Here is a 21907-nt window from a genome sequence, read left to right as displayed (position 1 = left end):
TGAAGGCGACCGGCAACGAATCGGACGGAGTTCTTCACCGCCGCCGAGTCAACCGCCCGTCCCGGCAGCCCAGAGCGCGACAACCGTGATCGGCACCAGCACGACGGCGAGAACTGCTCCGAGCAGGGCATATCGGCGCCAGGAGATCTCCACGCCCAAGCTCTTCAGACGCTGATGCCACAGCAGGGTCGCCAGGGACGCCCACGGTGAGACCAGAGGTGCCAGGTTCACTCCGATGAGCAGAGCTCCCATCCGCAGGGGAGACTCTGCGACTGGAGCGAGCGCCATGAACGCGGGAAGGTTATTGACCGCGTTCGCGCCGAGCGCCCCGACGGCAGCCACCTGCAGCAGACCGACGACATCATCGCCTGTCCCCGCGGCGGCAGTCGCGACCGCCGCCAATCCGTGCGAATGTGCTGCCTGGACGAGGACGAAGAGGCTCGCGGCGAATCCCAGAGTCCGCCAGGGAACGAGTCCGAAACTCAGTGCGCCGCGATTGCGGATCGCAAACGCGATGAACAGCACCGCGGCGGCCCCGCCGGCGACGACGGCGACATCGATTCCGGACACGAGCAGAGGGACGAGCAGGCCGACGACCACCATGGCGATGATGAGCAGGAGGCGGTCGGGCGCCTCGGCGGGGGTGTCGAGTCGGTACCGGCCCGTCAGCGACCGTCGGTAGACGATCGTGAGCATGCCGATCGTGATGAGGACGGACGCCAGGGCCGGGGCCCAGAGGAATCCGATGAAGTCGGCCGGCGCGGCCCCGAAGGTGTCGCCGGCGATGAGGTTCGTCAGATTCGACACCGGCAGGAACAGTGAGCCCGTGTTCGCCAACCACACGGTGGCCAGGGCGAACGGCAGCGGGGACAGGCCGATCCGCCGGGCCAGGACGACGATGATCGGAGTCACGAGCACGGCGGTCGTGTCCAAGGACATGAACGCAGTGATGAGCACGATCATGACGAGGACGAGGGCCCACAGCACTGTTACGCGTCCGCGACCCCACAGCGCGAGATGTCCGGCCAGGACCGTGAAGACGCCCGCGACGCTCGCCAGCTCCGCCACGATGGTCATCGCCAGGACGAACGCGAGCACCGGCACCGTGGTCGTCGACAGCTCGTCGAGTTCAGCCCATGTCAGGCCCCCTGCGGCCACGACGATGACAGCCGCGATCGCGAGGACCAGGGTCACCGCGCGGACCCCGCGCTGACGCAGTCGGAGGGATGACGTTTCACTCACAGAATGCACAGTACGCCGTGGGTGAGGCAATCCGCGCACCGAAGGTGTGCGGTTCCGCGGAGGTGAGACAGGCAGTACCGTGGATCTATGGCGCACCCGCAGATGTTCGAAGACGACGATCCGCTGCTGCAGCGGTTCCGCACGATCGCGCTGACACTGCCGGAAGCCGCCGAAAAGATCTCCCACGGACGGCCCACCTTCTTCACGAAGAAGACCTTCGCCATCTTCGGCGGAACACTGAAGATCGGCCCGAAGGAGATGGAGCAACGGCCCCACGCGATGATCATCAAACCCGACCCCCTCGACGCCGAGGTGCTCCTCGAACGTCCCGGAAGCTTCGTCCCCATGTACCTCGGACCCTCCGGTTGGGTCGGCCTCGAATTCGCCGACCTCGACGACGGAGAGATCCGAGAGCTGCTCGTCGATTCCCACCGGAACACCGCCTCGGCGAGGTTGATCAAGGCGCTTGACGCTCACAAATGAGCAATCAGGCAGAACGGACCCCGCGCCACGGTTCGCGCTTTCGTCTTCATGCTCCAACGCTGACTCAAACCCCGCTGACGACCACCCTGGCCAGCCCCACCTCGACGGACATAGGGTGGGAGCATGGCCAACTCACCTGACTACACCACCCCAGCCATCATCCCCACCCTCGACCTCAACGACGGTCGCGCGATCCCGCAGCTCGGGCTCGGCATCTACGCGATGACGGGCGAGGACGGCATCGACGCGATCGAATCGGGCATCGACAACGGCTACTGCCTCCTCGACACGGCGGTCAACTACGAGAACGAGCGCGAGGTCGGCGAGGCCATCGTGAACACCGGCGCCCCACGCGAGGACCTGTTCGTCACGAGCAAGATCCCCGGTCGCCACCACGGCTTCGACGAGGCCATCGCCAGCACCGAGGAATCCCTGGCCCGGCTCGGCCTCGACTACCTCGACCTCCACCTCATCCACTGGCCCAATCCCAGCGTCGGCAAGTACGTCGACACCTGGCGCGGCCTCATCGAGCTGCGCGAACGCGGACTCGTGAAGTCCATCGGCGTCTCGAACTTCACCGAGGCGATGCTCGCCGAGCTCGTCGAGAAGACCGGGGTCACCCCGGCCGTCAACCAGGTCGAACTCCACCCGTACTTCCCGCAGGAGAAGCTCATCGCCTTCCACCGCTCGATCGGCGTGCAGACCGAGAGCTGGTCCCCGCTCTACCGTGACCAGGGACTGTTCGACGAAACCCCCATCGCCAAGGCGGCCGCCGCCCACGATGTGACCCCTGCCCAGGTCGTCCTGCGCTGGCATATCGAGGTCGGTTCCATCCCGATCCCGAAATCGGCGAACTTCGACCGCCAGCGCCGCAATGCCGACGTCTTCGACTTCGCCCTCACCCCCGCCGAGGTGGCGGCGATCTCCGGACTCGAGCGCGGTCGGATGAAGGACCGGGATCCTCTCACCCACGAAGAGATGTGAGGTTCGGGCCCAGGCCAGGTCGACGCCGACGTGGGGATGGATCTGCTGCGGGGACAGGTAGCGCGTCCGATAACTTGGCTGTTTGGTGCGTAGCATCATTTCATGCCGTTAAAGACTCTTAGCCTGTGTCGCCACAGCCGCGTAGCCTTTCATTAGCCGCAATGCGATTTCACGGGACATCTGGGGGTCCCGAGCCACGATGCGATAGCCGAGGTAGTCCTCCATCGACATCAGAGTCATAGCGATATCCCGAGCCTCCTGTTGCAGCGCAAAGGTGCCTGCTTGTGCTCCGTCGCGTAGCAGCGATTCGTAGAGGTCGACCTGCCGGTGATAGATGGACCGCACGTCTTCACGATTGTGCAGGTCAAATCCGGCGTCGAGGACGGCCATCCAGATCACCCGCCACTCCGCGTCGTCGGGCCCCGTCGGAAGCCCTGCGGCCATCATGGCGCCGAGGCGATCGGTGAGATCCGGGATTGTGGCGGTGAGCGTGCGTCTGTTCTCGAAGAAGCGAAGGTCTGAGCGGCGGGCGAGTTCTGCAATGAGGCTCTCGACATCGGGATAGTAATACCGAATCGCATTCGAGGTCTTGCCGAGCTTGTCGGCGATCTGAGGGATCGTCAACACAGCTAAGTCGGCTTCTTCAACCAGCGAAATGGCCGCCTGGAGGATGTCTTCGCGGCGTTGAGCCTGCGTGTTCGGTCGCGCCAATGATCTCTTCCGCTTGGTTCGGATGCTCGTGTCAAGACTACCGACTTCGCGGGATTCAACGAAGCAGGCCTTGTATTTCCGTGGGTAATGGATCATTATTTTCACAACAGGAAAAAAACTCAAGGAGAACTGTGAGAGCACGAGATCTCGGCATCGATATCGGTAGCCATAGGACTGGCCGGCTCAACGCCATCACCGATGTTCCCGGCGTCCGGGTCGGCTACTCGACCATCGGTGGCAGCACAGCGGCTGCCGACTCATCGGCGAACACCGGTGTGACGATGATCGTCCCTCACGATGACATTTGGACTGAGCCGGTCTTCGCCGGTGCGCACCGTCTCAACGGAAGTGGAGAGATGACTGGTCTTGAGTGGATACGCGAGGCGGGGGAGCTGACTTCACCCATCGGGCTGACGAATACGCACAGCCTCGGCGTGGTTCGGGATGCTCTGGTCGCTGAACAGGTCGCTCGTCGGGGGCCTGGGCAGTACTGGTGCCTGCCGGTCGTCGCCGAAACTTATGACGGTCTACTCAACGACATCAACGGTCATCATGTGACTCGACAGCATGTGTCCGAGGCGCTGCGTGCGGCATCGACGAACGCTCCGGCCGAGGGCAACGTCGGTGGAGGCACGGGGATGATCTGCCACGAGTTCAAGGGGGGATCGGGAACGTCCTCGCGGGTGATCGACACAGCCGCAGGGCGTTTCACTGTAGGTGTGTTCGTCCAAGCCAATCATGGACGACGCCAGAGACTGAGCGTCGAAGGCGTACCTGTCGGGACGAAGATTGACGCTGACGCTGTTCCGGTTCCCGAACTTCCGCGAGAGTTTGAACGAGGTTCGGGCTCGATCGTCGTGATCGTTGCGACCGACGCCCCTTTCCTGCCGCATCAGTGCGAGCGTATTGCTCAGAGGGCAGCCCTCGGAGTTGGGCGCATGGGCGGTACTGGTGAGCAGTACAGCGGTGACCTCATGCTTGCCTTCTCCACTGGCAATCGAGGTATCCCTCCCTACCAATGGGACGAAGACCCGCAGGTCGAGCGGGCGACAGTCGATGTGTCGATGATGGCTCCTCAGCTCATGACCTCGTTCTTCGACCTGGTCGTTGAGTCGACCGAGGAAGCGATCCTCAACTGCATGATTGCCGCCTCGACCTTGACCGGTCCGACCGGTGTCACCGCCCATGCCATCGATCATGAACTGCTTAAGGCTGCTATGAGTCTCGAGTGAGATCGAGACCGCTTTTCGGCGCACTGCTGAGAACCCCTTCAACTGTGAACGTCAAGGAGGACGTCATGAGCACGACAAGGACCGTAGAGAAACCTGCTCGCCTGACCGGGCGGCTCGGGACCATCGGAATCGTCTTCATGGTCGTTGCGGCGGCTGCGCCGTTGACGGTCATCGGCGGAAACATGCCGCTCGCTCTCGGAATGGGCAATGGCGCAGGCGCACCGGTCGGATTTCTCATCGCCGCGACTATCCTGTTGCTCTTCTCCGTCGGCTTCGTCGCCATGACACCCCATGTGCATGAAGCGGGTGCATTCTTCTCCTACGTGACCCTCGGACTGGGGAAGCGAGCGGGCATGGGAATCGCCGCGGTCGCACTCGTCGCCTACACAGCGATCCAGGCCGGGATATACGGTTACATCGGCTGGGCCATCGACGACACTGTCCGCTTCTATGGCGGGCCGTCCGTCCCGTGGCCCATATACTCTCTGTTCATTCTCGTCATCGTAGCGTTCCTCGGCTATCGCCACATCGATCTCAGCGCCAAGGTGCTGGGAGTGGCACTTGTGGCAGAGATCGGTATCGTCCTCGTCCTCGATGCCGCCATTCTCGTGAATCCTGGGCCGTCGGGCGTCACCATGGAGTCGTTCGATCCCGGGACGTTTGCCGACGGTGCGATCGGAGTGGCCGTGCTGTTCGCGCTGACCGGCTTCATTGGCTTCGAATCGACTGCGGTGTTCCGTGATGAAGCGCATCGACCTGAGAAGACCGTTCCCAGGGCCACTTACACGGCGGTTTTGCTCATCGGCGGCTTCTATGCGTTCACCTGTTGGGCTTTCGTCGTAGCTATCGGTCCCGACGCCATCGCCAATGTAGCCCAGCAGACCTTGGACGGAAACGCGAATATGCTGCTCGACACGACACATGATCAACTGGGCGGAATCGGGCGCGATATCGTCAACGTCCTGTTGCTGACGAGCCTTTTCGCATGCGTGCTGTCCTTTCACAATGTCATCGCCAGATACCAGTTCGTGTTGGCGGGAATGCGTGTGCTCCCACAGCGTTTGGCTGCAGTGCACCCGAAACATCATTCGCCGTCATTCTCTTCGATCGTGCAGACATGCACAGCTATAGTCCTCGTGGTGATATTCGCCGCGTTCGGCGTCGATCCGCTCGTGGGCGTCTTCGGCTCCATGGCGGGAGTGGCGACGGTCGGCATGATCATTCTCATGCTGACGACTTCGCTGGCAGTCATCGTCTTCTTCTCACGCGACTCTGAGGCGCGAGCAGGACGCAGGCTGCGGACGCTCATAATTCCCGTGATCGCTACGGTGGGATTGATAGGAGGAATGGTCCTCGTGCTGTCGAACTTCACGCTGGTCACCAGCGGCAGCGTGGGACTGAGCACTGGATTGGCGGTGGTTCCCTTCGTGGCGTTCTTCGTCGGCTGTTTCATCAGTCGTGACCGATGATTCGCGTTAGCGCGGTGAGACCGACGCCGCTATTTCGAGAGGCGTAGCCCGAATCTGGACGCCCCTCTGGGCTTTCAACCAAGTGGCCGCGAAATGATCCCTTCCAGACCCGACCGGTCAAAGGCGATGAGGGTTGCCCCGGCGGGGTTGTAAGAGCAGAAGGCTCAGCGAATCGGCGGGGCAGTCGATCTGCCCGGCATGAGCACGGGCAGCCCCGTGTCAGCGGCGGATGAAAGACTGGTGTCATGGATCGAGCCATGACAATCGTGCCGACGGAGGAGCTGAGAAGCCTCGCCGATCCCGGCACCTTCGCGCGCGGCAGCGACTACGCGAGGATCGGCCAGGTGCTGCGGGTGGCCTGGCACGAAGCAGAGCGGCAGCTCGTCGCCGATGTCGCCGGATCCGGTGGGCTCTATCAGACCACCATCGTCTTCGACGACGAAGAAGAGCCCTGCGAGATCCTGGGCACCGACTGCACCTGCCCGGTCGGCGGCTACTGCAAACACTGTGTGGCCGTGCTCATCGTCAACAACCAGCAGATGCTGGAGCTGCGGACATCGGCGATCCTGGACGCCGGTTCCATTCGCCGGTCGGGCGAAGCCGACCCGACCGTCGGCAGTTCGACCGCAATCGCCGATCCGGGCGGGCAGTCGACGAGTCGTTGGGGAGGATGGTCGCCGCCTCGACGCGCGCAGAAACCCGAGTGGCGGCAGCGACTCGACCGCATCGTCGAGGCCTCGCGCCGGTCGAGCCCGAGAACCGAGACTGTGGCCCTCGGCTTCGAACTTCATCGTCCTCCGCAGCGCAGCTACTTCAACAGGGCTCCGTCCAAGCTCAAGGTCTCCGAGCTCCCCGACGAACCCGAGCCGCAGCTGTACGTGCGGCCGCTCGTGCCCGGGGCGAAGGGCAACTGGATCAAAGGGCAGGCGGGATGGCACTGGTTCACATCACGACTCAACTCCTCTCGTTTCGACGCCGACCAGTTCGAATGGTTCTACCGACTGGTCACCCTCGACGACGGCCTCGGCCGTCCCGGCTATTCGACCGCGAGCTCGATGATCTCACTCGACGACTTCGGCTCGCCCTTCCTCTGGGAACTGCTCAGCCAGGCCGCTGACCTCGACATTCCTCTCGTCAGTGCCGACAAGCAGATCGAGATCCGCCTGGGTCGGCAGGCCGAATTCCACCTCGACGTCACGCGCGACGACGCTGACCTCCTCCTCAGCGCCGATCTCGCCATCGACGGTCGATCGGTGTCGGCCCGCGATGTGCGGCCCATCGGTCGCAGCGGCATATACAGTCTGGAGATGGTCGGCAAAGCGAAGGCCGCGATCACCCTTGCGCCGCTGAATGAACCTCTGACTCCACCGCAGCGCACCATCCTCAACGATGCCGCCGTGACCAGAATCCCCGCCACGGCGCACGAGGACTTCTTCGACCGCATCCTCCCGCTCCTGCGGACACCCCCGAACCGGCCAGGCCGTGCCCGCGCCGACGGTGAGCGGCTCATCAGCAGTGACGGATCGGTCGACCTGCCCGTCGAGAAGTCTCCCCACCTCAACCTGCAGATCCGCTACGAAACTCCCGGGACACGCAACCGCGGGAAGGAAGCGACCACCCCGACGATGCGTCTGGCCTGGTCATGGACCTACTATTCGCCGCAGCGGGCCTGCTCCTTGGTGCCGCATCACAGCGAACTGTCCGACCAGGTGCGCGGACGCGACCAGAAGTTCGAACACGCCGTGCTCCGCCGCCTGCGCGCCATCGACCCCGACGCCGCTCGAGCGGAATCGACCACGCTGACCGGCATCGACGCCGCCACCTACAGCACCCGGACCCTGCCCCGGATCCGGGAACTGGACGACGTCGAGGTCACTGTCGCCGACGCCGATGCTGCCCCTGACTTCCGCGAACTCGAGGCGACTCCGCAGGTGAGCATCCGCACGTCGGCCACCGATGACTCGGACTGGTTCGACCTCGGCATCGACGTCACCGTCGACGGCCGCGACATCCCCTTCGTCGAGCTCTTCACCGCTCTGGCCCAAGAGCAGTCGCACCTCATCCTCGACGACGGTTCGTTCTTCTCACTGGAGAACCCCGCCTTCGACCGACTGCGCGACCTCCTCGCCGAGGCGAACGCCCTCGATGGCTTCTCACCGGAGAATCCGCAGATCAGCCGCTACCAGACCGCTCTCTACGATGAACTCGAGGACCTCGCCGACGACGTCGCGGACGATCCGCGCTGGACCGCACTCATAGACGGGCTGCGGGGTCTCGACACCATCGCCGAGGTGGCCGTGCCCGAGACCGTGAACGCGCAGCTGCGGCCTTACCAAGCCGAAGGATTCCGGTGGCTGGCGTTCCTCCGTGAGCACCACCTCGGCGGGATCCTCGCCGACGATATGGGACTGGGCAAGACCCTGCAGACGCTTGCCCTCATCGACCACGATCGGACACTGCGGCCGACCGATCACCGACCGCCGTTCCTCGTCGTCGCCCCCACCTCGGTGGTGGCGAACTGGGTGCTCGAGGCGCGGAAGTTCACCCCGCATCTGAACGTGACCGCAGTGGGGGAGACGGCGAAGAAGCGGAAACGCCCCGTCGCCGAGGCGGTCACCGGTGCCGACATCGTCGTCACCTCGTACGCGGTGATGCGTTTGGACATCGACGAATTCGCCGGCGTCGATTGGGCGGGAGTCGTCTTCGACGAGGCCCAGTTCATGAAGAACAATCAGGCGAAGACGCACCGCGCGGCCCGGCGCCTCGAGGCTCCTTTCCGGCTGGCGATCACGGGCACACCGATGGAGAATTCGCTGACCGACGTGTGGTCGCTGGCCGCGATCACCTCACCCGGGCTGTTCCCGGATGCGAAGAGGTTCAAGGAGGACTACGTCCGGCCGATCGAATCGGGTGAGGCGCCGGAGCGGATGGATCGGCTGCGGTCGCGGCTGCGCCCGTTCATGCTGCGGCGGACGAAAGACCTCGTCGCAGCGGATCTGCCGGAGAAACAGGAGCAGGTGCTCACGGTCGAACTCGAACCGGCGCATCGGCGACTCTACGACACGGTTCTGCAGCGCGAGCGCAAGCAGGTGCTCGGCCTCCTCGGCGAGTTCGAGAAGAACCGGTTCGCGATCTTCCGGTCGCTGACTCTGCTGCGGATGCTCGCCCTCGATCCTGGGATCGTGACCGAATACGCGGATTCGGGGATCACCTCGAGCAAACTCGGTGTGCTGATGAGCCACCTCGGTGAGGTCCGGAATGAAGACCATCGGGCCCTGGTATTCAGCCAGTTCACGAGCTATCTGCGTGCGGTGGCCGTCGAGCTCGAGGCCAACGGGATCGACTATGTCTACCTCGACGGGTCGACGAAGGATCGGACGAAGGTCATCGGGTCCTTCCGCAAGGGCAGCGCGCCTGTGTTCCTCATCAGCCTCAAGGCCGGCGGATTCGGACTCACCCTCACCGAGGCGGACTACGTGTTCCTGCTCGACCCGTGGTGGAACCCCGCCGCCGAGAATCAGGCCGTCGACCGGACACATCGCATCGGGCAGACCCGCAGTGTGATGGTCTACCGACTCGTCGCCGAGAACACGATCGAAGAGAAGGTATTGACGCTGCAGACGAAGAAGGCCGAACTGTTCACCGCGCTCATGGACGAGGGCAGTGCGTTCAGCGAGGTGATCTCGGCCGCGGACATCAAGGGCCTGCTGGAGGGGTGAGCGGCCGACGATCTGTCGGCCCGGCAGAGTGAAAGACATCCTTGAGCGCCATGCGTCTGGGTTGGGGCAGTCGCTGCCCGCCGCCGCGCCCCTTCGCCTCGAAGCTCTGCAGCAGATAGGCGATGAGCCGCCTTGAGAGATCGTGGGCGTGCTCGGGCGGAGCCGCACTGACACCGCTGTTCGCGAGGAAGATCAGCAGCAGATCGCTGGGGTCGAAGTCGCGGCGCAGTCGGCCGGACTCCTGGGCCCGGCAGACGAGCTTCGCAAACGTCGACTCCGCGTGATTGCTCTTCTCGACAGCGGCCGAGTCCTCGGCGATCGTCGTGAGGAAGGCCTCGGTGAATCCACGGTCCTCGACCTGCATCCGGCCGAGTTCTTCGACGAAGGTGCAGAAACCGCGCCACGGATCTGGGTCCGTGGCGGCACCGTCGAGGACCGATTCGCAATGTGTGATCTGAGTCGAGAGCACCTCGTCGATGAGTGACCTGCGATCTGGGAACCGGCGGAACAGGGTGGCCGCACCGACCCCTGCCCGCCTGGCGATCGCTGTCATGGGGACGTCGATGCCTCGGTCCGCGAAGAGTTGTCTGGCCGCGGCGACGATCCGAGCCCGGTTGTGGGCGGCATCCGCCCGCAGCCTCGGGCGTGGGGGAGCGAAGCCGTCGGTGTTCTGCGCGTCGAACTGAGTCGGCTCCGTCATTTCTTCTCTCACTTCCGCCGGATTCGGAATGCAGCGATGGGTCCTCCGCTTAGCTTAGACGTAAGTGGAAACTGCATTCCACATGCTGTGGAGCAGTGCGAAGCGCCCGAAGGCGCAGAGAAGAGTTGCTGAGATGAAGATACTGATGTTCGGCCGTGGGGTCATTTCGACGCTGTACGGATGGGCCCTGGACAAGGCGGAGAACGACGTCGACTTCTACGTTCGCCCCGGACGTGCCGCCGATTTCGGACCGTCGGTCGATCTGGACATGAGAGACGGCAGGACGAAGGCATTGAAGGGGACACCGGTGACAGGGTTGTGGCCCGTCACGCTGCGTGAGGATCTCGAAGCCGATCACGACTACGATCTCATCGTCGTCAGCGTCAACCATGACCAGCTGGAGACCGTGACCGACTTCCTCAGCACCCGGGTCGGCAATGCCACTGTGCTCATCTTCAACAATGTCTGGGCCGAACCCGCAGCCGCGGTGAAGTCGCTGCCCCGCGACCAGGTCGTGTGGGGCTTCCCCGGCGGGGGAGGGGGATTCTCAGGCAATACTCTGCGAGGCGGATTCGTCAAGGCCGTCTTCTTCGGCGACATCGACGGGTCGAGTCGCACCACCCGGCATCGTGAGGTCACCGAGCTCTTCGAGGCCGCCGGTTTCTCGATCTCGCACGTGGCAGATTTCCGGAGCTGGCTGTGGTTCCATGTCATCCTCGATGCCGCCATCATGGTCGGATGGCTGCGGACCGGAAGTTTCGACACTCTCGTCCGATCCCGGCCTGCTCTGCGCGAGGTCGTCCGACTCGTGCGTGAGATGATCCCCGTGCTCACGGCGAAAGGAGGCACGGCGAGACTCGGTGCGACGGCAGTGAAGCATGTTCCCGCAGGTGTCCTCGCGTTCGTGCTTGAGAAGCTGCTGGCTGGTGACACCATCTCCGCTGTCGTCATGAGACAGGCCCAGGACACCGGTCACATCGACTATGAGGCGAAGGCCATCTACCCGCGAGATGTCCTCGCCGACGCCAGACGCCTGGGAGTCTCGGTTCCCAGGCTCGAAGCGAACGAGCCGGCTTTCAAGTAGGTTCCGACGGCTGCACTCCGGCCGATCCGGCCCGATGAGCGTCGAAGCGGCGGCTTGAGCGTGCTCAGCCCACAGGCTGAGAGTGTCACGGAGAACGAGACTATCGACCCGGCACCTCGACGAGGTGGCCCCGGATCTCCGACAGATAGCTCGCGCCCAGCGGGGTCAGGGACAGCAGCTTGCGTTTCGCGCCGGTCCGCGGGGCATCGACGGCCGCGCTGACCAGGAGCCCGGAGTCCTGCAGGCGCTTGATCGTGCGGTAGAGGCCGCGTTCGGTGATCTGCCAGCCGGTGGCGGCGGTGACCGCCTCGGCAATGGTCGAGATCTCAGCCGGCTGATGAGTGGCGACCAGCGAGAGCGCGACGGGGGTGAGCATCGACTTCTTGTACGTCTCGACCCAGGAATCGACGCGGTGATCCAGCCACTCCCGCTCTTCCGGAGTCTCGGCCGCCACACTCAGTCCTCCCAGCCGCGACCGAGGACGCTGCCGATGAGGTGGATGAGCAGGCCGAGCCCCCACAGCGCACTCATGACGACAGTGACTCCGAACCACGAACCGCCGAGGGCGGCCTGAGCGATGTCCGAAGCAGTCCTGTCGACGGCGCCTGCGGCCATGAGGCGGACGATCGCATGGAGGTTGTACGAGGTCGTCACGGTGACGAACGCGATGACATGGGCGATGGCGACCCCGAAGCGCACGCGTTTGAGCACGCGCAGATTCCGCCACAGCCATACGACGATGCCGAAGGCGACGACGGCGGTGAGGATTCCGGCGAGGACCGTGACCTCGCCGCCGGTGGCAGCGATGACGCTCTGCACGATGGCCATGGCGATGATGAGGCCGAGCGTGTACGGAAGCAGAAGAGTGCGGGAATTGGCGGGCGATGTTGTCTGCGGCGTTGTAGACATATTGGTACTGTACCTAAGGTTCACTGCATTCGGCAAGAGCAGTCTCTCGCAGTTCGCTGTGTGAGAATGGATCCGTGGAGATGAGAGTCAGGCACCGGCGCGCTCTGCGCGGCAGCCTCGCCGCGGCGGCGGCGACTTTCGTCGCACTGACCTCGCACATCCTCGGTGGTGGTGCCCTTCCGACGGCGATGGGTGTCATCGTGCCGCTGGCGCTGTCGAGCCTCGTCTGCGTTCTGCTCGCCGGGCGCCGACTGTCGCTGCCGCGGCTGACGATCTCGGTCGGTGTCAGCCAGGCGCTGTTCCATCTTCTCTTCTCCCTGTTCACCCCCACCGGTTCGGCCGCGGCCGGCGGACTGACCGGACTGCTCGGCAGCCACTCGGCCCACAGCACCGCAAGCCACAGCGTGGGTTACGGGGCGGCCGGGGCGCACGCGATGCATTCCGCTCCGAATGTGCACCCGTCCCCGGACGGAACCATGGCCGCTGGGCACGCGATGCATTCCCATGCCTCACCGGCGATGCTTGTGGCCCACTGCATCGCGGGGATCGTGACGATCGCGATGATCTACTGGGCAGAGCGGCTGCCGGTCATGCTCGGCGAGTTCGCTCGCCTCATCATCCGGGCAGCCATCCCAAGGCTCGTCGTCCTTCGCCCGCTCATCGCCGGACCGCGGCGCCAGATCGGCGTCGAGCCGGTGGTGCCGCGCAGCCTCGGCGTGCTCCGGTCCCCGGTGTTGCGGCGGGGACCTCCGCAGCCTGCTTTCTGACACTCACCACACCCGCACATCGGCTCCACTGAGCCGGTGCGGTCCGTGCTGACCACAGCTGAGTCAGCGAAACCGAGAGAAAGCATCATCATGACAACACCCTCTGCAACCGTGCCCGAAAACCGGAGGCACTCCGCCCCGTGGTTCGGCGAGCTCCTGCGCCGCCTCCACTTCTACGCCGGCATCCTCGTCGGCCCGTTCATCCTCATCGCCGCGCTCAGCGGGGCGCTCTACGCAATCAGCCCGCAGCTGGAGAAGGCGGTCTATGCCGAGCAGCTGTACGCCCCACCCACCGATCACCCTCTGCCGTTGGCCAGCCAGGTCGAGGCGGCGAACGCCGTCATCGGCGATGCGGCGACGCCGTCCGCAGTGCGACCGGCGCCGGGACCGGGAAACACGACCCGGGTGATGTATTCCGATCCGAGCCTGGGGGAGAGCGAATCCCGGGCGATCTTCGTCGATCCCGGAACCGCCGAGGTGGTCGGCGACCTCACCGTCTACGGAACCTCAGGTGCCCTGCCGCTGCGCACGTGGATCGACCAGATGCACCGCAGCCTCCACCTCGGCGACGTCGGCCGGCTCTACAGCGAACTCGCCGCCTCGTGGCTGGGAATCGTCGCGGCCGCGGGTCTCGTGCTCTGGATCCTTCGGGCCCGCAGGACGAAGAAGCCCACCGCGATGCTTCGACCGAGCCGGAAGCATCAGGGACTGCGGCGCACCTTCTCCTGGCATTCCTCGGTGGGCGTGTGGGCGGCGATCGGCATGCTGTTCCTGTCGGCGACCGGGATCACCTGGTCGCAGCTCGGCGGGGACAATGTCACGAAGCTTCGCGCGGCGCTGAGCTGGGAGACGCCGGCCGTTTCGACGGAACTCGGCGGAGCCTCGGCGACGGGTGTGCATGCCCATCACCACGGTGACAGCTCCTCCGCCGAGGAGGCCGGCAGCGCCGACAACCACGCCGCAATCGATCCTGCCGACTTCGACATGATGCTGTCGATGGGACAAGACGTCAATATCGACACCGGGCTCGTCGAGATCCTACCGCCTGCCGACGACCACTCGGCGTGGGTGGTCCAGGAGATCCAGCGCAGCTTCCCCACGAAGGTCGACGCCGTCGCCTTCGACCCCGAGACGATGGAGGTCACCGATCGGGTCGACTTCGCCGACTACAGCGTGCCCGCGAAGCTCGCGCGCTGGGGCATCGACCTGCACATGGGCTCGATGTTCGGCCTGGCCAACCAGATCGTGCTCTTCGTCCTCGCCGTCGGCATCGCCTCGATGGTGGTGTGGGGCTACCGCATGTGGTGGCAGCGGCGTCCGAAGCACGAGCCGTCGAAGAGGTTCGGAGTCGTTCCCGCGCGAGGTGCGCTTGCGAAAGCACCGAGGTGGGACCTCGCCGTGGTCGTCCTCGCCGCCGTCGGTATCGGGTGGCTCCTCCCGATGGTGGGGATCAGCCTCGTCGTGTTCGTCATCTTCGATGTGGTGCTGGGGGTGCTGGCTCGGCATCGGAGCCGGAGACGGCAGGTTGCTGAGGCCCTCGTGAGCTGATCAGGGGAACAGCTCATCCGATAGATTTCGGGCTGCGTGCCGAGGTGCCGGCGCGCAGCCCGAAGACACCGCTGTGGATCTCAGCTGCTGCGAACCGCCTCAGAATCCGCCTCGGTTTCGCGACCCGGCCACACCGGTTGATCGACTCCGGCCCGGCGCTGCCGCACGTAGTCCTGGAGGGCACCTCGCACATGCCGGAACAGAATGAGAAGCGCGACGAGGTTGACGAAGACGATGAGTGCCATGAAGAAGTCCACGAACGCCCAGATCGAGCTCAACGGCGTGATGCTCGAGACTGCGAGGAGGACGACGGCAATGATCCTATAGACCCATATCGGGCCACCGGCCTTGCTGCGGAATATGAAGCGCAGATTCGTCTCGCCATAGAAGACATTGGCCAGCAGCGTCGTGAACCCGAAGAGGAACATGGCAGCGAGCACCACCCACCTGCCGGCGTCGCCGACGCCGGTGGAGAACGCATCCTGGAGCAGATTGATCCCATCATGTCCGCCCGCGAGCGCCCCGGTGGACAGAATCGCGAATGCCGTCGCCGAACAGATCAGGATCGTCGCGATGAACGTGCCGAGCATGCCGAGCATCGCCTGCTGCACCGGGTGTTTCACATCGGCCGTCGCGTGCATCATCGCGGCCGATCCGTTGCCGGCGTCATTGGAGAACAGGCCCCTGGCCGTGCCGTGACGGAATGCTTCCATGATCGTGTATCCGCCTACTCCGCCCACTGCGGCAGAGGGATGGAATGCGGCCTGAATGATGGTCGTGACCGCCTCGGGGAGTGCGGCCGCATTGGCGACCATGATGAAGATGACGATCGCGAGGTAGCCCAGCGCCATGAACGGGACGATGAGGTTCGAGATGTCGGCCAGTCGTTTGACTCCGCCCACGGTGACGAGTCCGACCAGGGCGATGACGACGACTCCGGGGATCAGGGGATTGATCTCGACGACTCCGGTGACCGCGTTGGCGATGGAGTTCGTCTGGATCGAGGCGATCGCGATGCCGATTCCCAAGATGTAGAGGACTGCGATCACGATCGCCAGCGGGCGGCTTCCCAGCCCCTTCTCGATGTAGTAGGCGGTTCCCCCGCGGTAGGTGCCGTCCTCCTGGCGTTCGCGGTATACCTGACCGAGCACGGTCTCGCCGAATGTGATGACCATTCCGAAGGCTGCGGTGACCCACATCCAGAAGATCGCGCCGGGTCCACCGGCTGCCAGTGCGCTGGAGACGCCGACGAGACTGCCGGTCCCGACCTGGCTGCCGACCGACGCCATCAACGTCGAGAAGCCGGAGATCCTCCCGTCGCCTCCTTTGAGGCTTGATCTCATGACGGAGAGAGCATGGCCGAAATATCTCACTTGTGGGAAGAAGAGGCCGATCGAATAGACCAGGCCCAGTGCCAGAAGCACGTAGCCGATGATGTTCCCCCACAGGAAATCACTGATCGCGGTAATCAACTCCATTGGGATTCCTCGTATCTGCAGTGTCGAATGTGAAAGTGCGGTCGCATATGCGCGGATCAGCGCTGTTGCGAGTAAGAGACGCGCGGTCGACGGCCAAGGTGCGCGTCGGTGCGCAGGCTCGTGCTGAGCCGGTGTTTTCGGGCGCGTTCGGTGGGCAGCTGCCGCGGATCTTCGCCGTAAGACGATGCGGATGATCCGCGGCAGGGGCTTCAGGTGCTGCGTGTTGTCAGAGCCTCATCGGCTCAGATGCGAAGGTGTCTCAGGCGCCGAGTTGCCTCAGGTGCTTCAAGCGCCTCAGACGTCGGGCACCGGGTTGGCCTCAGCACCCTCGGTGATGGTCAGGACGACGACGCTGTCGGCGTCGACGCCCAGGTGCCGGCGACGGGAGTCCTTGTCCGAACCGGTGAGCGCCTCTATGGCTCCTGCCAGCGAGGCGGCTCCGCACGGTCCGGCCGCGACTCCGAGTTCGGCGAGCCGGTGCGCGGCGGCGACGGCGGCGCTCTCGCTCACCGTCACTGCGGCGTCGAGGCCATTGCGCACCAGCGGCCAGACCAGTGAAGAGGGGGTTCCGCAGTTGAGCCCCGACATGATCGTCTGCCCGGTCTCCACGGTGACGGGTCGGTCGGCGGCGAGGCTGGGGCCCATGCACGCCGCAGTGTCCGGCTCGACCGACACGACCGCCGTGTCGTGGGCGCTGTCGACTGCACTCCCGCCGTCGGCCATAGCTCCGGCTCGGCGGTAGTGCGCGAGTGCGGCCTGCAGCAGAGACCCGACGCCGGTCGGAACGGTGATGAGGTCAGGAGCGTGATGGCCGGAGTCGCTCAGTTGAGCGTCGATCTCACGGAACAGGGTCGAGTACCCGTCGACGATCCATCCGGGAACCTCTTCGTAACCGTCCCACGCGGTGTCCTGGACGAGCACCCCGCCGTCGGCGGCCGCATAGTCGGCTGCTGCCTCAACGGTCTGATCGTAATTGGCCTCAAGCTCGACGACTTCGGCACTTTCACCGCGGATGGCGGCGACGGCGCTCGGGTGGATGCCACCGGCCGGCACGAAGATGCGGGCCGGATGCCCCGCCTCCCGGGCGAACCGGGCCACGGCGCGACCGTGGTTGCCATCGGTGGCGGTAACCACCTCGGCGTCGGTGTCCGCCTGCGCCGCCTCCAGTGCACGGTGGACGGCCCACGAGGCGCCGAGGGCCTTGAACGCGGGCAGGCCCAGCCGTGTCGACTCGTCCTTGGCGAAGACCGCGGCGACGCCGAGCTCACGGGCGAGCTCCGGCAGTGCGACGAGCGCAGTGGGCTCGTAACCTGGGAGGGAACGATGGAAATTCAGGGCCGCATCGTCCTGATCGGGACTCGACCAGTTGCGGTCACGGTCGTTGGCGGTCCAGTGAGTCTCGGTTGTGTCTGCCGTGGTCATGAGCGGTTCCCTTCGGGCAAGCGGGCGGTGGCGAGTGAGGTATAGAAGCCGATCCCCGCACCGAGGATCGCGTCGTTGAAGTCGAAGTCGCGACTGTGCAGCGGTGCCGTGCCGCCTTCGGTGATCTCGCCGGCGCCGAGGAAGGCGAAGCAGGCCGGGACCGCGCGGGCATAGGCGGCGAAGTCCTCGCTGGCGGTGATCGGCCGGCAGGACGCGTCGACCCTGTCGGCTCCCACCGCGCGCCGAGCTGCTGCGGCGGCATGGGCGACGCAGTCGGCATCGTTGATCGTCGGGCGGAACACACGGGTGTAGACAACCTCGCTCGAGGCGCGATGAGCCAGTGCGGCACCCTCGGTGATCTCCCGGATGCGGGTTTCGACGAGAGCGCTGTCGGCATCGGTAAACGTCCTCGCGTCGCCGCGGATGACCACTTGATCGGGGATGGCGTTGCGGGCGCCGTCGGTGATCAGCTCCGTGCACGAGACGACGACCGAGTCGAGCGGGTCGATGCTGCGGGCGACGATGGTCTGCAGCGACAGGACGATCTCGGCGCCGATGACCATAGGGTCGATGACGTGCTGCGGAGCCGAGGCATGCCCGCCGCGGCCGGTGATGCGGATCTCGAAGTTGTCCTCGGCGGCCATGAGCGATCCGGGGCGGGTGTGGATCTCGCCGGCCGGCAGGCCCGGGATGTTGTGCAGTCCGTAGACCTCGTCGGTGGGGAACCGGTCGAACAGTCCATCGGCGATCATCGCCTCGGCGCCGGTGCCCGGCTCCTCCGCCGGTTGGAAGAACAGACGGACGGTTCCGTCGAAGGCGATGTCCTTCGCCAGCGCCGAGGCGGCTCCGAGCACCATCGCCATGTGCCCATCGTGTCCGCAGGCGTGCATGGTGCCGTGGTTCTTCGACGCGTATGCAACGCCGGTGCGTTCCTCGATGGGCAGCCCGTCCATGTCGGCTCGCAGGGCGATCGCCCGCGAGCTCGTCCCGCGGGTGAGGGAGGCGACGACACCGCTGCCGCCGATCCCTGTCGTCACCTCCCAACCGAGGTCGGTGCAGGTGCGGGCGACGAAATCGGCGGCCTCGCCGACGTCGAATCCAGTGCCCGGGATCTGGTGAAGGTGCCTGCGCCACCGGGTGGCCAGGTCGATGTGGTCTGCTGTCATACCCTCAGACTCCTGCACTGGCGCGAAGACATTCAATTGCAACTGACAAAGTGATCGGTTTATGTAGGGCCAGACGCAATATCTTTGCGCGCCGATGGTGAATCGTTGAGACTTGAGGCGTGGATACGACTCTCGACGACATCGACCTGAGACTGCTCGAAGCGCTGCAGGCCGATGCGCGCCTGCCTCAATCCGCGCTTGGCGCACGCGTCGGACTCTCAACGGCCGCGGTCAATCGGCGACTCAAGCGACTGACCGAAGCCGGCGTCATCCTCGGCAGCACTCTGAGTCTGGCCCCTGAACTCCTCGGCCGCCCGGTGCGGGTCATCGCCCAGCTCGCCGTCGAGAGCGAACAGCTGGACAAGCTCGATGCGGTCCGTGCCTCGCTCGTCGAACGTCCGGAGGTCCAGCAGTGCTACTACGTGGCCGGCGAATGGGACTTCGTGCTCATCATGCTGGTCCGGGACATGGCCGAGTACACGGAGCTGACCAGGCAGCTCTTCTTCGGCGACGACAATATTCGACGCTTCAGCACCCAGGTCGTCATGGACGCCGCGAAGGTCGGCCTGACGGTGCCACTGAGGTAAGCTCACAGACGTTTCGAAGAGGAGAGTCGACCATGGCAGACGAGTCAGCACCGGCAACCACGTTGGCGAAAGACCGCTCACGCGTGCTCGGCGGGACCTATCGGACCTTCTACTCCGAACCGCTCACCGTCGCCTCCGCCCACGGCTGCACCATCACCGATGTCAACGGCGAGGACTACCTCGACGCCTACAACAATGTGCCGGTCCTCGGCCATTCCTCACCGACCGTGCGCTCCGCCGTCGCCGTGGAGCTCGGTCGCGCGAACTCGCACACCCGCTACCTCGACGAGGGAGTCATCGACTATGCGCGACGCCTCGTCGACCGTTTCCCCGCACGACTCGAAGCCGTCGTCTTCGCCTGCAGCGGTTCGGAGGCCAATGACCTCGCGCTGCGGTTGGCCGCCCATGCCACCGGCCGCGACGGTGTCATCGTCACCCGCCATGCCTACCACGGGACCACCTCGGCGGTCGCCGCGATCTCCCCGAGCCTCGCCGGCGCCGAGGTCGGCGAGCACGTCGAACCGATCGACCTGCCCGCCTGGGACGCCGCGGACTTCGACGACCTGCTCGCCGAGGCGATCGCCGGAGCCGCCCGGCGACTCGAGGCACGCGGGCATCCCCTCGGAGCCTTCATCCTCGACTCGACCGTGACCAGCGACGGAATCCTCGAACCTCGCTCGCTCGCAGTCACGGCAGGGACCGTGCGCGACCACGGGGGACTCTGGATCGCCGACGAGGTGCAGTCCGGATTCGGTCGCACGGGTGCCGATTGGGGCTTCCAGCGTCTCGACGTCATCCCCGACCTCGTCACCTCGGGCAAACCGATGGGCAACGGACTGCCGATCTCTGCGGTGCTCGGACCACGGGAGATCTTCGACGACTTCGGTGCCGAGCAGCGCTACTTCAACACGTTCGCTGGCACCGCCGTTCCCGTCGCCGCCGCCGAGGTGGTGCTGACCGCCCTCGAATCCGGCGACCTGGCCGCACGGGCACGGGAGGGCGGTCGACTGCTCGAGAATCTGCTCACCGAGGCGATCGAGGCCTCGGGCACACCCGCGCTGGTGCGCCGCAGCGGGCTCATGGTCGGCATCGACTTCGAGACCGGGGGCATCACCGCAGAGGCGGCGGCCGAGCGGGCGAAGGAGATGGTCGAGCGCCTGTATGCCGAGCGGATCCTCGTGAGCACGACCGGACGGGCGGGTTCGGTGCTCAAGATCCGGCCTCCGCTGGTCATCACCGACGACGAACTGCGTGAGCTCGCCGGCGGGTTCGCCCGCGTACTCGCCCGAGGCGAAGCGGAAGCCGCAAATGCAGGCGAGTGAGCCCGTGCCCTCGACCGAGGACACGCTGCCACCCGATCTCACTGCGATCATGGCCGAACTCGGCGACCTCTATGGGGTGCGGGTGGAGCAGCCGAAGCTGTTCAAGGGCGAGTTCGACGTCAATGTTCGGTTCGCTGATCCCACTCACGGGATGCTGCTGGCGAAAGTGAGTGCGGACAGCCTCGGCGAGGGGATGCTTCGCTGGCAGGAGACGGTGCTCGAGGCTGCGGCGGCGAGCCCGGAAGTGACGTTCCCGACCCCGACGATTCTGTCGGCACTCGACGGGCGTGGGCACGTGCGCATCGGAACGCACCTCGTGCGGGTGGTCACGTGGATTCCCGGGCGGCTGTGGAACGAGAATCCGAGCGTCGACGGCGCCGGGGCCGAGCTGCTGCATTCGCTCGGGCAGGCCTCGGCGCGGCTGACTCTGGCGCTGGCCGCAGTCGAGATGCCGGCGGACGTCCCTGGTCACGACTGGATGATCGAGCGCGGCCCCCTCGTCGTCGGACGCGCGCTCGACCGGCTTGAGCAAGATCGGGGAGACCTGGCCGGGACAAAGCGGGGAGGGCAGGTGTCGGTCGTGCGGGGCATCACCGAACATTTCGCCGAGTGGGTGCTTCCGCGACTCGGTGACCTTCCACGGTCGGTCATCCACCACGACCTGCACGACGCGAACGTCGTCCTCGACGAGACCGGGACGGCCGTGGGCGGAGTCATCGACTTCAATGATGCCGTGTGCGCCCCGCGGATCTCGGACCTCGCGATCTCAGGAGCATATGCGATGCTGCGCCGAAGCGATCCGGAAACCGCGTTCCGTGCCGTCGTCGACGGCTATCGCAGCGTGCTCGAACCCGAGCCAGCCGAACTCGAGATCGTCGGTGAGATGGCGCTGATGCGGCTGTGCATGAACTGGGCCCAATGGCAGGCACGCGCCGTCGATGCCGCCGACAGCGAGTACGCCCTCCAGCGGTCCGCGCACACCTGGCCCCTCATCGCCCACCTCGCCGAGGCGGGGCCACCTCACTGAGGCAGAATAGTCCCCCGCCGGGGCCGGGGCCGGAGCCACCTCGTCGAAGTGGGGGTT

Annotated in this window: 19 protein-coding genes; 11 read left to right on the top strand and 8 right to left on the bottom strand. The window is 65.3% G+C overall.

The window, feature by feature from the left end; genetic code table 11:
- Positions 1-48: 48 nt before the first annotated feature.
- Entirely contained in the window at positions 49-1242 is a 1194-nt protein-coding gene (locus FHG09_RS01855) for an SLC13 family permease (protein WP_227492487.1), read from the bottom strand.
- A gap of 87 nt (positions 1243-1329) precedes the next feature.
- Between FHG09_RS01855 and FHG09_RS01850 the strand changes: the two genes are divergently transcribed.
- Together FHG09_RS01850 and FHG09_RS01845 are read left to right on the top strand one after the other, a co-directional pair.
- Positions 1330-1725: an MmcQ/YjbR family DNA-binding protein gene (locus tag FHG09_RS01850; protein ID WP_152345991.1), complete on the top strand. Its 396-nt coding sequence runs from the start codon at positions 1330-1332 to the stop codon at positions 1723-1725.
- A 123-nt stretch (positions 1726-1848) separates the two neighbouring features.
- Positions 1849-2709 (top strand): aldo/keto reductase, encoded by an 861-nt coding sequence (locus tag FHG09_RS01845; RefSeq protein WP_152345990.1) that lies wholly within the window; start codon positions 1849-1851, stop codon positions 2707-2709.
- A 108-nt stretch (positions 2710-2817) separates the two neighbouring features.
- Here FHG09_RS01845 and FHG09_RS01840 read toward each other — a convergent pair whose 3' ends face one another.
- Entirely contained in the window at positions 2818-3420 is a 603-nt protein-coding gene (locus FHG09_RS01840) for a TetR/AcrR family transcriptional regulator (protein WP_152345989.1), read from the bottom strand.
- On the opposite strand from FHG09_RS01840, the gene FHG09_RS01835 reads away from it, so the two are divergent.
- From FHG09_RS01835 to FHG09_RS01825, 3 genes are all read left to right on the top strand, one after another.
- On the top strand, positions 3420-4652 hold the full coding sequence (locus FHG09_RS01835; RefSeq protein ID WP_152345988.1) for a P1 family peptidase: 1233 nt from the start codon (positions 3420-3422) through the stop codon (positions 4650-4652). The two genes, FHG09_RS01840 and FHG09_RS01835, sit on opposite strands and share 1 nt — an antisense overlap.
- A gap of 65 nt (positions 4653-4717) precedes the next feature.
- A complete protein-coding gene (locus FHG09_RS01830) occupies positions 4718-6121 on the top strand; it encodes an APC family permease (RefSeq protein ID WP_152345987.1) in 1404 nt (467 codons plus the stop codon).
- A 245-nt stretch (positions 6122-6366) separates the two neighbouring features.
- Positions 6367-9840, top strand: a complete 3474-nt coding sequence (locus tag FHG09_RS01825; RefSeq protein ID WP_152345986.1) for a DEAD/DEAH box helicase — start codon at positions 6367-6369, stop codon at positions 9838-9840.
- Here the strand turns inward: FHG09_RS01825 and FHG09_RS01820 are convergent.
- Positions 9818-10540, bottom strand: a complete 723-nt coding sequence (locus tag FHG09_RS01820; RefSeq protein WP_152345985.1) for a TetR/AcrR family transcriptional regulator — start codon at positions 10538-10540, stop codon at positions 9818-9820. The two genes, FHG09_RS01825 and FHG09_RS01820, sit on opposite strands and share 23 nt — an antisense overlap.
- 133 nt (positions 10541-10673) lie before the next feature.
- Here FHG09_RS01820 and FHG09_RS01815 point away from each other — a divergent pair, with 133 nt between their 5' ends.
- A complete protein-coding gene (locus FHG09_RS01815; protein WP_152345984.1) occupies positions 10674-11624 on the top strand; it encodes a ketopantoate reductase family protein in 951 nt (316 codons plus the stop codon).
- A gap of 100 nt (positions 11625-11724) precedes the next feature.
- Here FHG09_RS01815 and FHG09_RS19685 read toward each other — a convergent pair whose 3' ends face one another.
- Positions 11725-12078, bottom strand: a complete 354-nt coding sequence (locus FHG09_RS19685) for a PadR family transcriptional regulator (protein WP_193627241.1) — start codon at positions 12076-12078, stop codon at positions 11725-11727.
- A 2-nt stretch (positions 12079-12080) separates the two neighbouring features.
- Positions 12081-12533, bottom strand: coding sequence for a hypothetical protein (locus FHG09_RS19680; protein ID WP_193627240.1), 453 nt, complete (start codon positions 12531-12533; stop codon positions 12081-12083).
- Between the two features lie 80 nt (positions 12534-12613).
- Here FHG09_RS19680 and FHG09_RS01805 point away from each other — a divergent pair, with 80 nt between their 5' ends.
- Together FHG09_RS01805 and FHG09_RS01800 are read left to right on the top strand one after the other, a co-directional pair.
- Positions 12614-13300 (top strand): hypothetical protein, encoded by a 687-nt coding sequence (locus FHG09_RS01805; protein ID WP_152345982.1) that lies wholly within the window; start codon positions 12614-12616, stop codon positions 13298-13300.
- A 90-nt stretch (positions 13301-13390) separates the two neighbouring features.
- Positions 13391-14848, top strand: coding sequence for a PepSY-associated TM helix domain-containing protein (locus FHG09_RS01800; protein ID WP_152345981.1), 1458 nt, complete (start codon positions 13391-13393; stop codon positions 14846-14848).
- An 80-nt stretch (positions 14849-14928) separates the two neighbouring features.
- Here FHG09_RS01800 and FHG09_RS01795 read toward each other — a convergent pair whose 3' ends face one another.
- The 3 genes from FHG09_RS01795 to FHG09_RS01785 form a co-directional block, all read right to left on the bottom strand.
- The gene (locus FHG09_RS01795; RefSeq protein WP_152345980.1) at positions 14929-16326 is read right to left on the bottom strand and encodes an alanine/glycine:cation symporter family protein; all 1398 of its coding nucleotides are present in this window, start codon (positions 16324-16326) and stop codon (positions 14929-14931) included.
- A gap of 294 nt (positions 16327-16620) precedes the next feature.
- The gene (locus FHG09_RS01790; RefSeq protein WP_152345979.1) at positions 16621-17748 is read right to left on the bottom strand and encodes a pyridoxal-phosphate dependent enzyme; all 1128 of its coding nucleotides are present in this window, start codon (positions 17746-17748) and stop codon (positions 16621-16623) included.
- Complete coding sequence (locus FHG09_RS01785) at positions 17745-18914, bottom strand: amidohydrolase (protein WP_152345978.1); 1170 nt, start codon at positions 18912-18914, stop codon at positions 17745-17747. The genes FHG09_RS01790 and FHG09_RS01785 overlap by 4 nt, the downstream gene beginning before the upstream one ends.
- 119 nt (positions 18915-19033) lie before the next feature.
- Here FHG09_RS01785 and FHG09_RS01780 point away from each other — a divergent pair, with 119 nt between their 5' ends.
- Genes FHG09_RS01780 through FHG09_RS01770 form a run of 3 tightly spaced genes read left to right on the top strand, consistent with a single transcriptional unit; the run spans position 19034 to position 21850 of the window.
- A complete protein-coding gene (locus FHG09_RS01780; protein ID WP_152345977.1) occupies positions 19034-19501 on the top strand; it encodes an Lrp/AsnC family transcriptional regulator in 468 nt (155 codons plus the stop codon).
- 32 nt (positions 19502-19533) lie between these two features.
- Positions 19534-20823 (top strand): aspartate aminotransferase family protein, encoded by a 1290-nt coding sequence (locus tag FHG09_RS01775; RefSeq protein ID WP_152345976.1) that lies wholly within the window; start codon positions 19534-19536, stop codon positions 20821-20823.
- On the top strand, positions 20810-21850 hold the full coding sequence (locus FHG09_RS01770; RefSeq protein WP_152345975.1) for a phosphotransferase: 1041 nt from the start codon (positions 20810-20812) through the stop codon (positions 21848-21850). The genes FHG09_RS01775 and FHG09_RS01770 overlap by 14 nt, the downstream gene beginning before the upstream one ends.
- Positions 21851-21907: the final 57 nt, after the last annotated feature.

The sequence above is a fragment of the Brevibacterium sp. CFH 10365 genome, from assembly GCF_009299785.1.
GTDB classification, from domain to species: Bacteria; Actinomycetota; Actinomycetes; order Actinomycetales; family Brevibacteriaceae; genus Brevibacterium; species Brevibacterium limosum.
This window is presented reverse-complemented; position numbering and strand designations above follow the sequence as displayed.

Coding starts and splice junctions, on each gene's coding strand:
- FHG09_RS01820 (WP_152345985.1), bottom strand. CDS start 10,540: ATGACGGAGCCGACTCAGTTCGACGCGCAGAACACCGACGGCTTCGCT.
- FHG09_RS01770 (WP_152345975.1), top strand. CDS start 20,810: ATGCAGGCGAGTGAGCCCGTGCCCTCGACCGAGGACACGCTGCCACCC.
- FHG09_RS01795 (WP_152345980.1), bottom strand. CDS start 16,326: ATGGAGTTGATTACCGCGATCAGTGATTTCCTGTGGGGGAACATCATC.
- FHG09_RS01800 (WP_152345981.1), top strand. CDS start 13,391: ATGACAACACCCTCTGCAACCGTGCCCGAAAACCGGAGGCACTCCGCC.
- FHG09_RS01815 (WP_152345984.1), top strand. CDS start 10,674: ATGAAGATACTGATGTTCGGCCGTGGGGTCATTTCGACGCTGTACGGA.
- FHG09_RS01845 (WP_152345990.1), top strand. CDS start 1,849: ATGGCCAACTCACCTGACTACACCACCCCAGCCATCATCCCCACCCTC.
- FHG09_RS01830 (WP_152345987.1), top strand. CDS start 4,718: ATGAGCACGACAAGGACCGTAGAGAAACCTGCTCGCCTGACCGGGCGG.
- FHG09_RS01790 (WP_152345979.1), bottom strand. CDS start 17,748: ATGACCACGGCAGACACAACCGAGACTCACTGGACCGCCAACGACCGT.
- FHG09_RS01775 (WP_152345976.1), top strand. CDS start 19,534: ATGGCAGACGAGTCAGCACCGGCAACCACGTTGGCGAAAGACCGCTCA.
- FHG09_RS01805 (WP_152345982.1), top strand. CDS start 12,614: ATGAGAGTCAGGCACCGGCGCGCTCTGCGCGGCAGCCTCGCCGCGGCG.
- FHG09_RS01850 (WP_152345991.1), top strand. CDS start 1,330: ATGGCGCACCCGCAGATGTTCGAAGACGACGATCCGCTGCTGCAGCGG.
- FHG09_RS19680 (WP_193627240.1), bottom strand. CDS start 12,533: ATGTCTACAACGCCGCAGACAACATCGCCCGCCAATTCCCGCACTCTT.
- FHG09_RS01825 (WP_152345986.1), top strand. CDS start 6,367: ATGGATCGAGCCATGACAATCGTGCCGACGGAGGAGCTGAGAAGCCTC.
- FHG09_RS01785 (WP_152345978.1), bottom strand. CDS start 18,914: ATGACAGCAGACCACATCGACCTGGCCACCCGGTGGCGCAGGCACCTT.
- FHG09_RS01835 (WP_152345988.1), top strand. CDS start 3,420: ATGATCTCTTCCGCTTGGTTCGGATGCTCGTGTCAAGACTACCGACTT.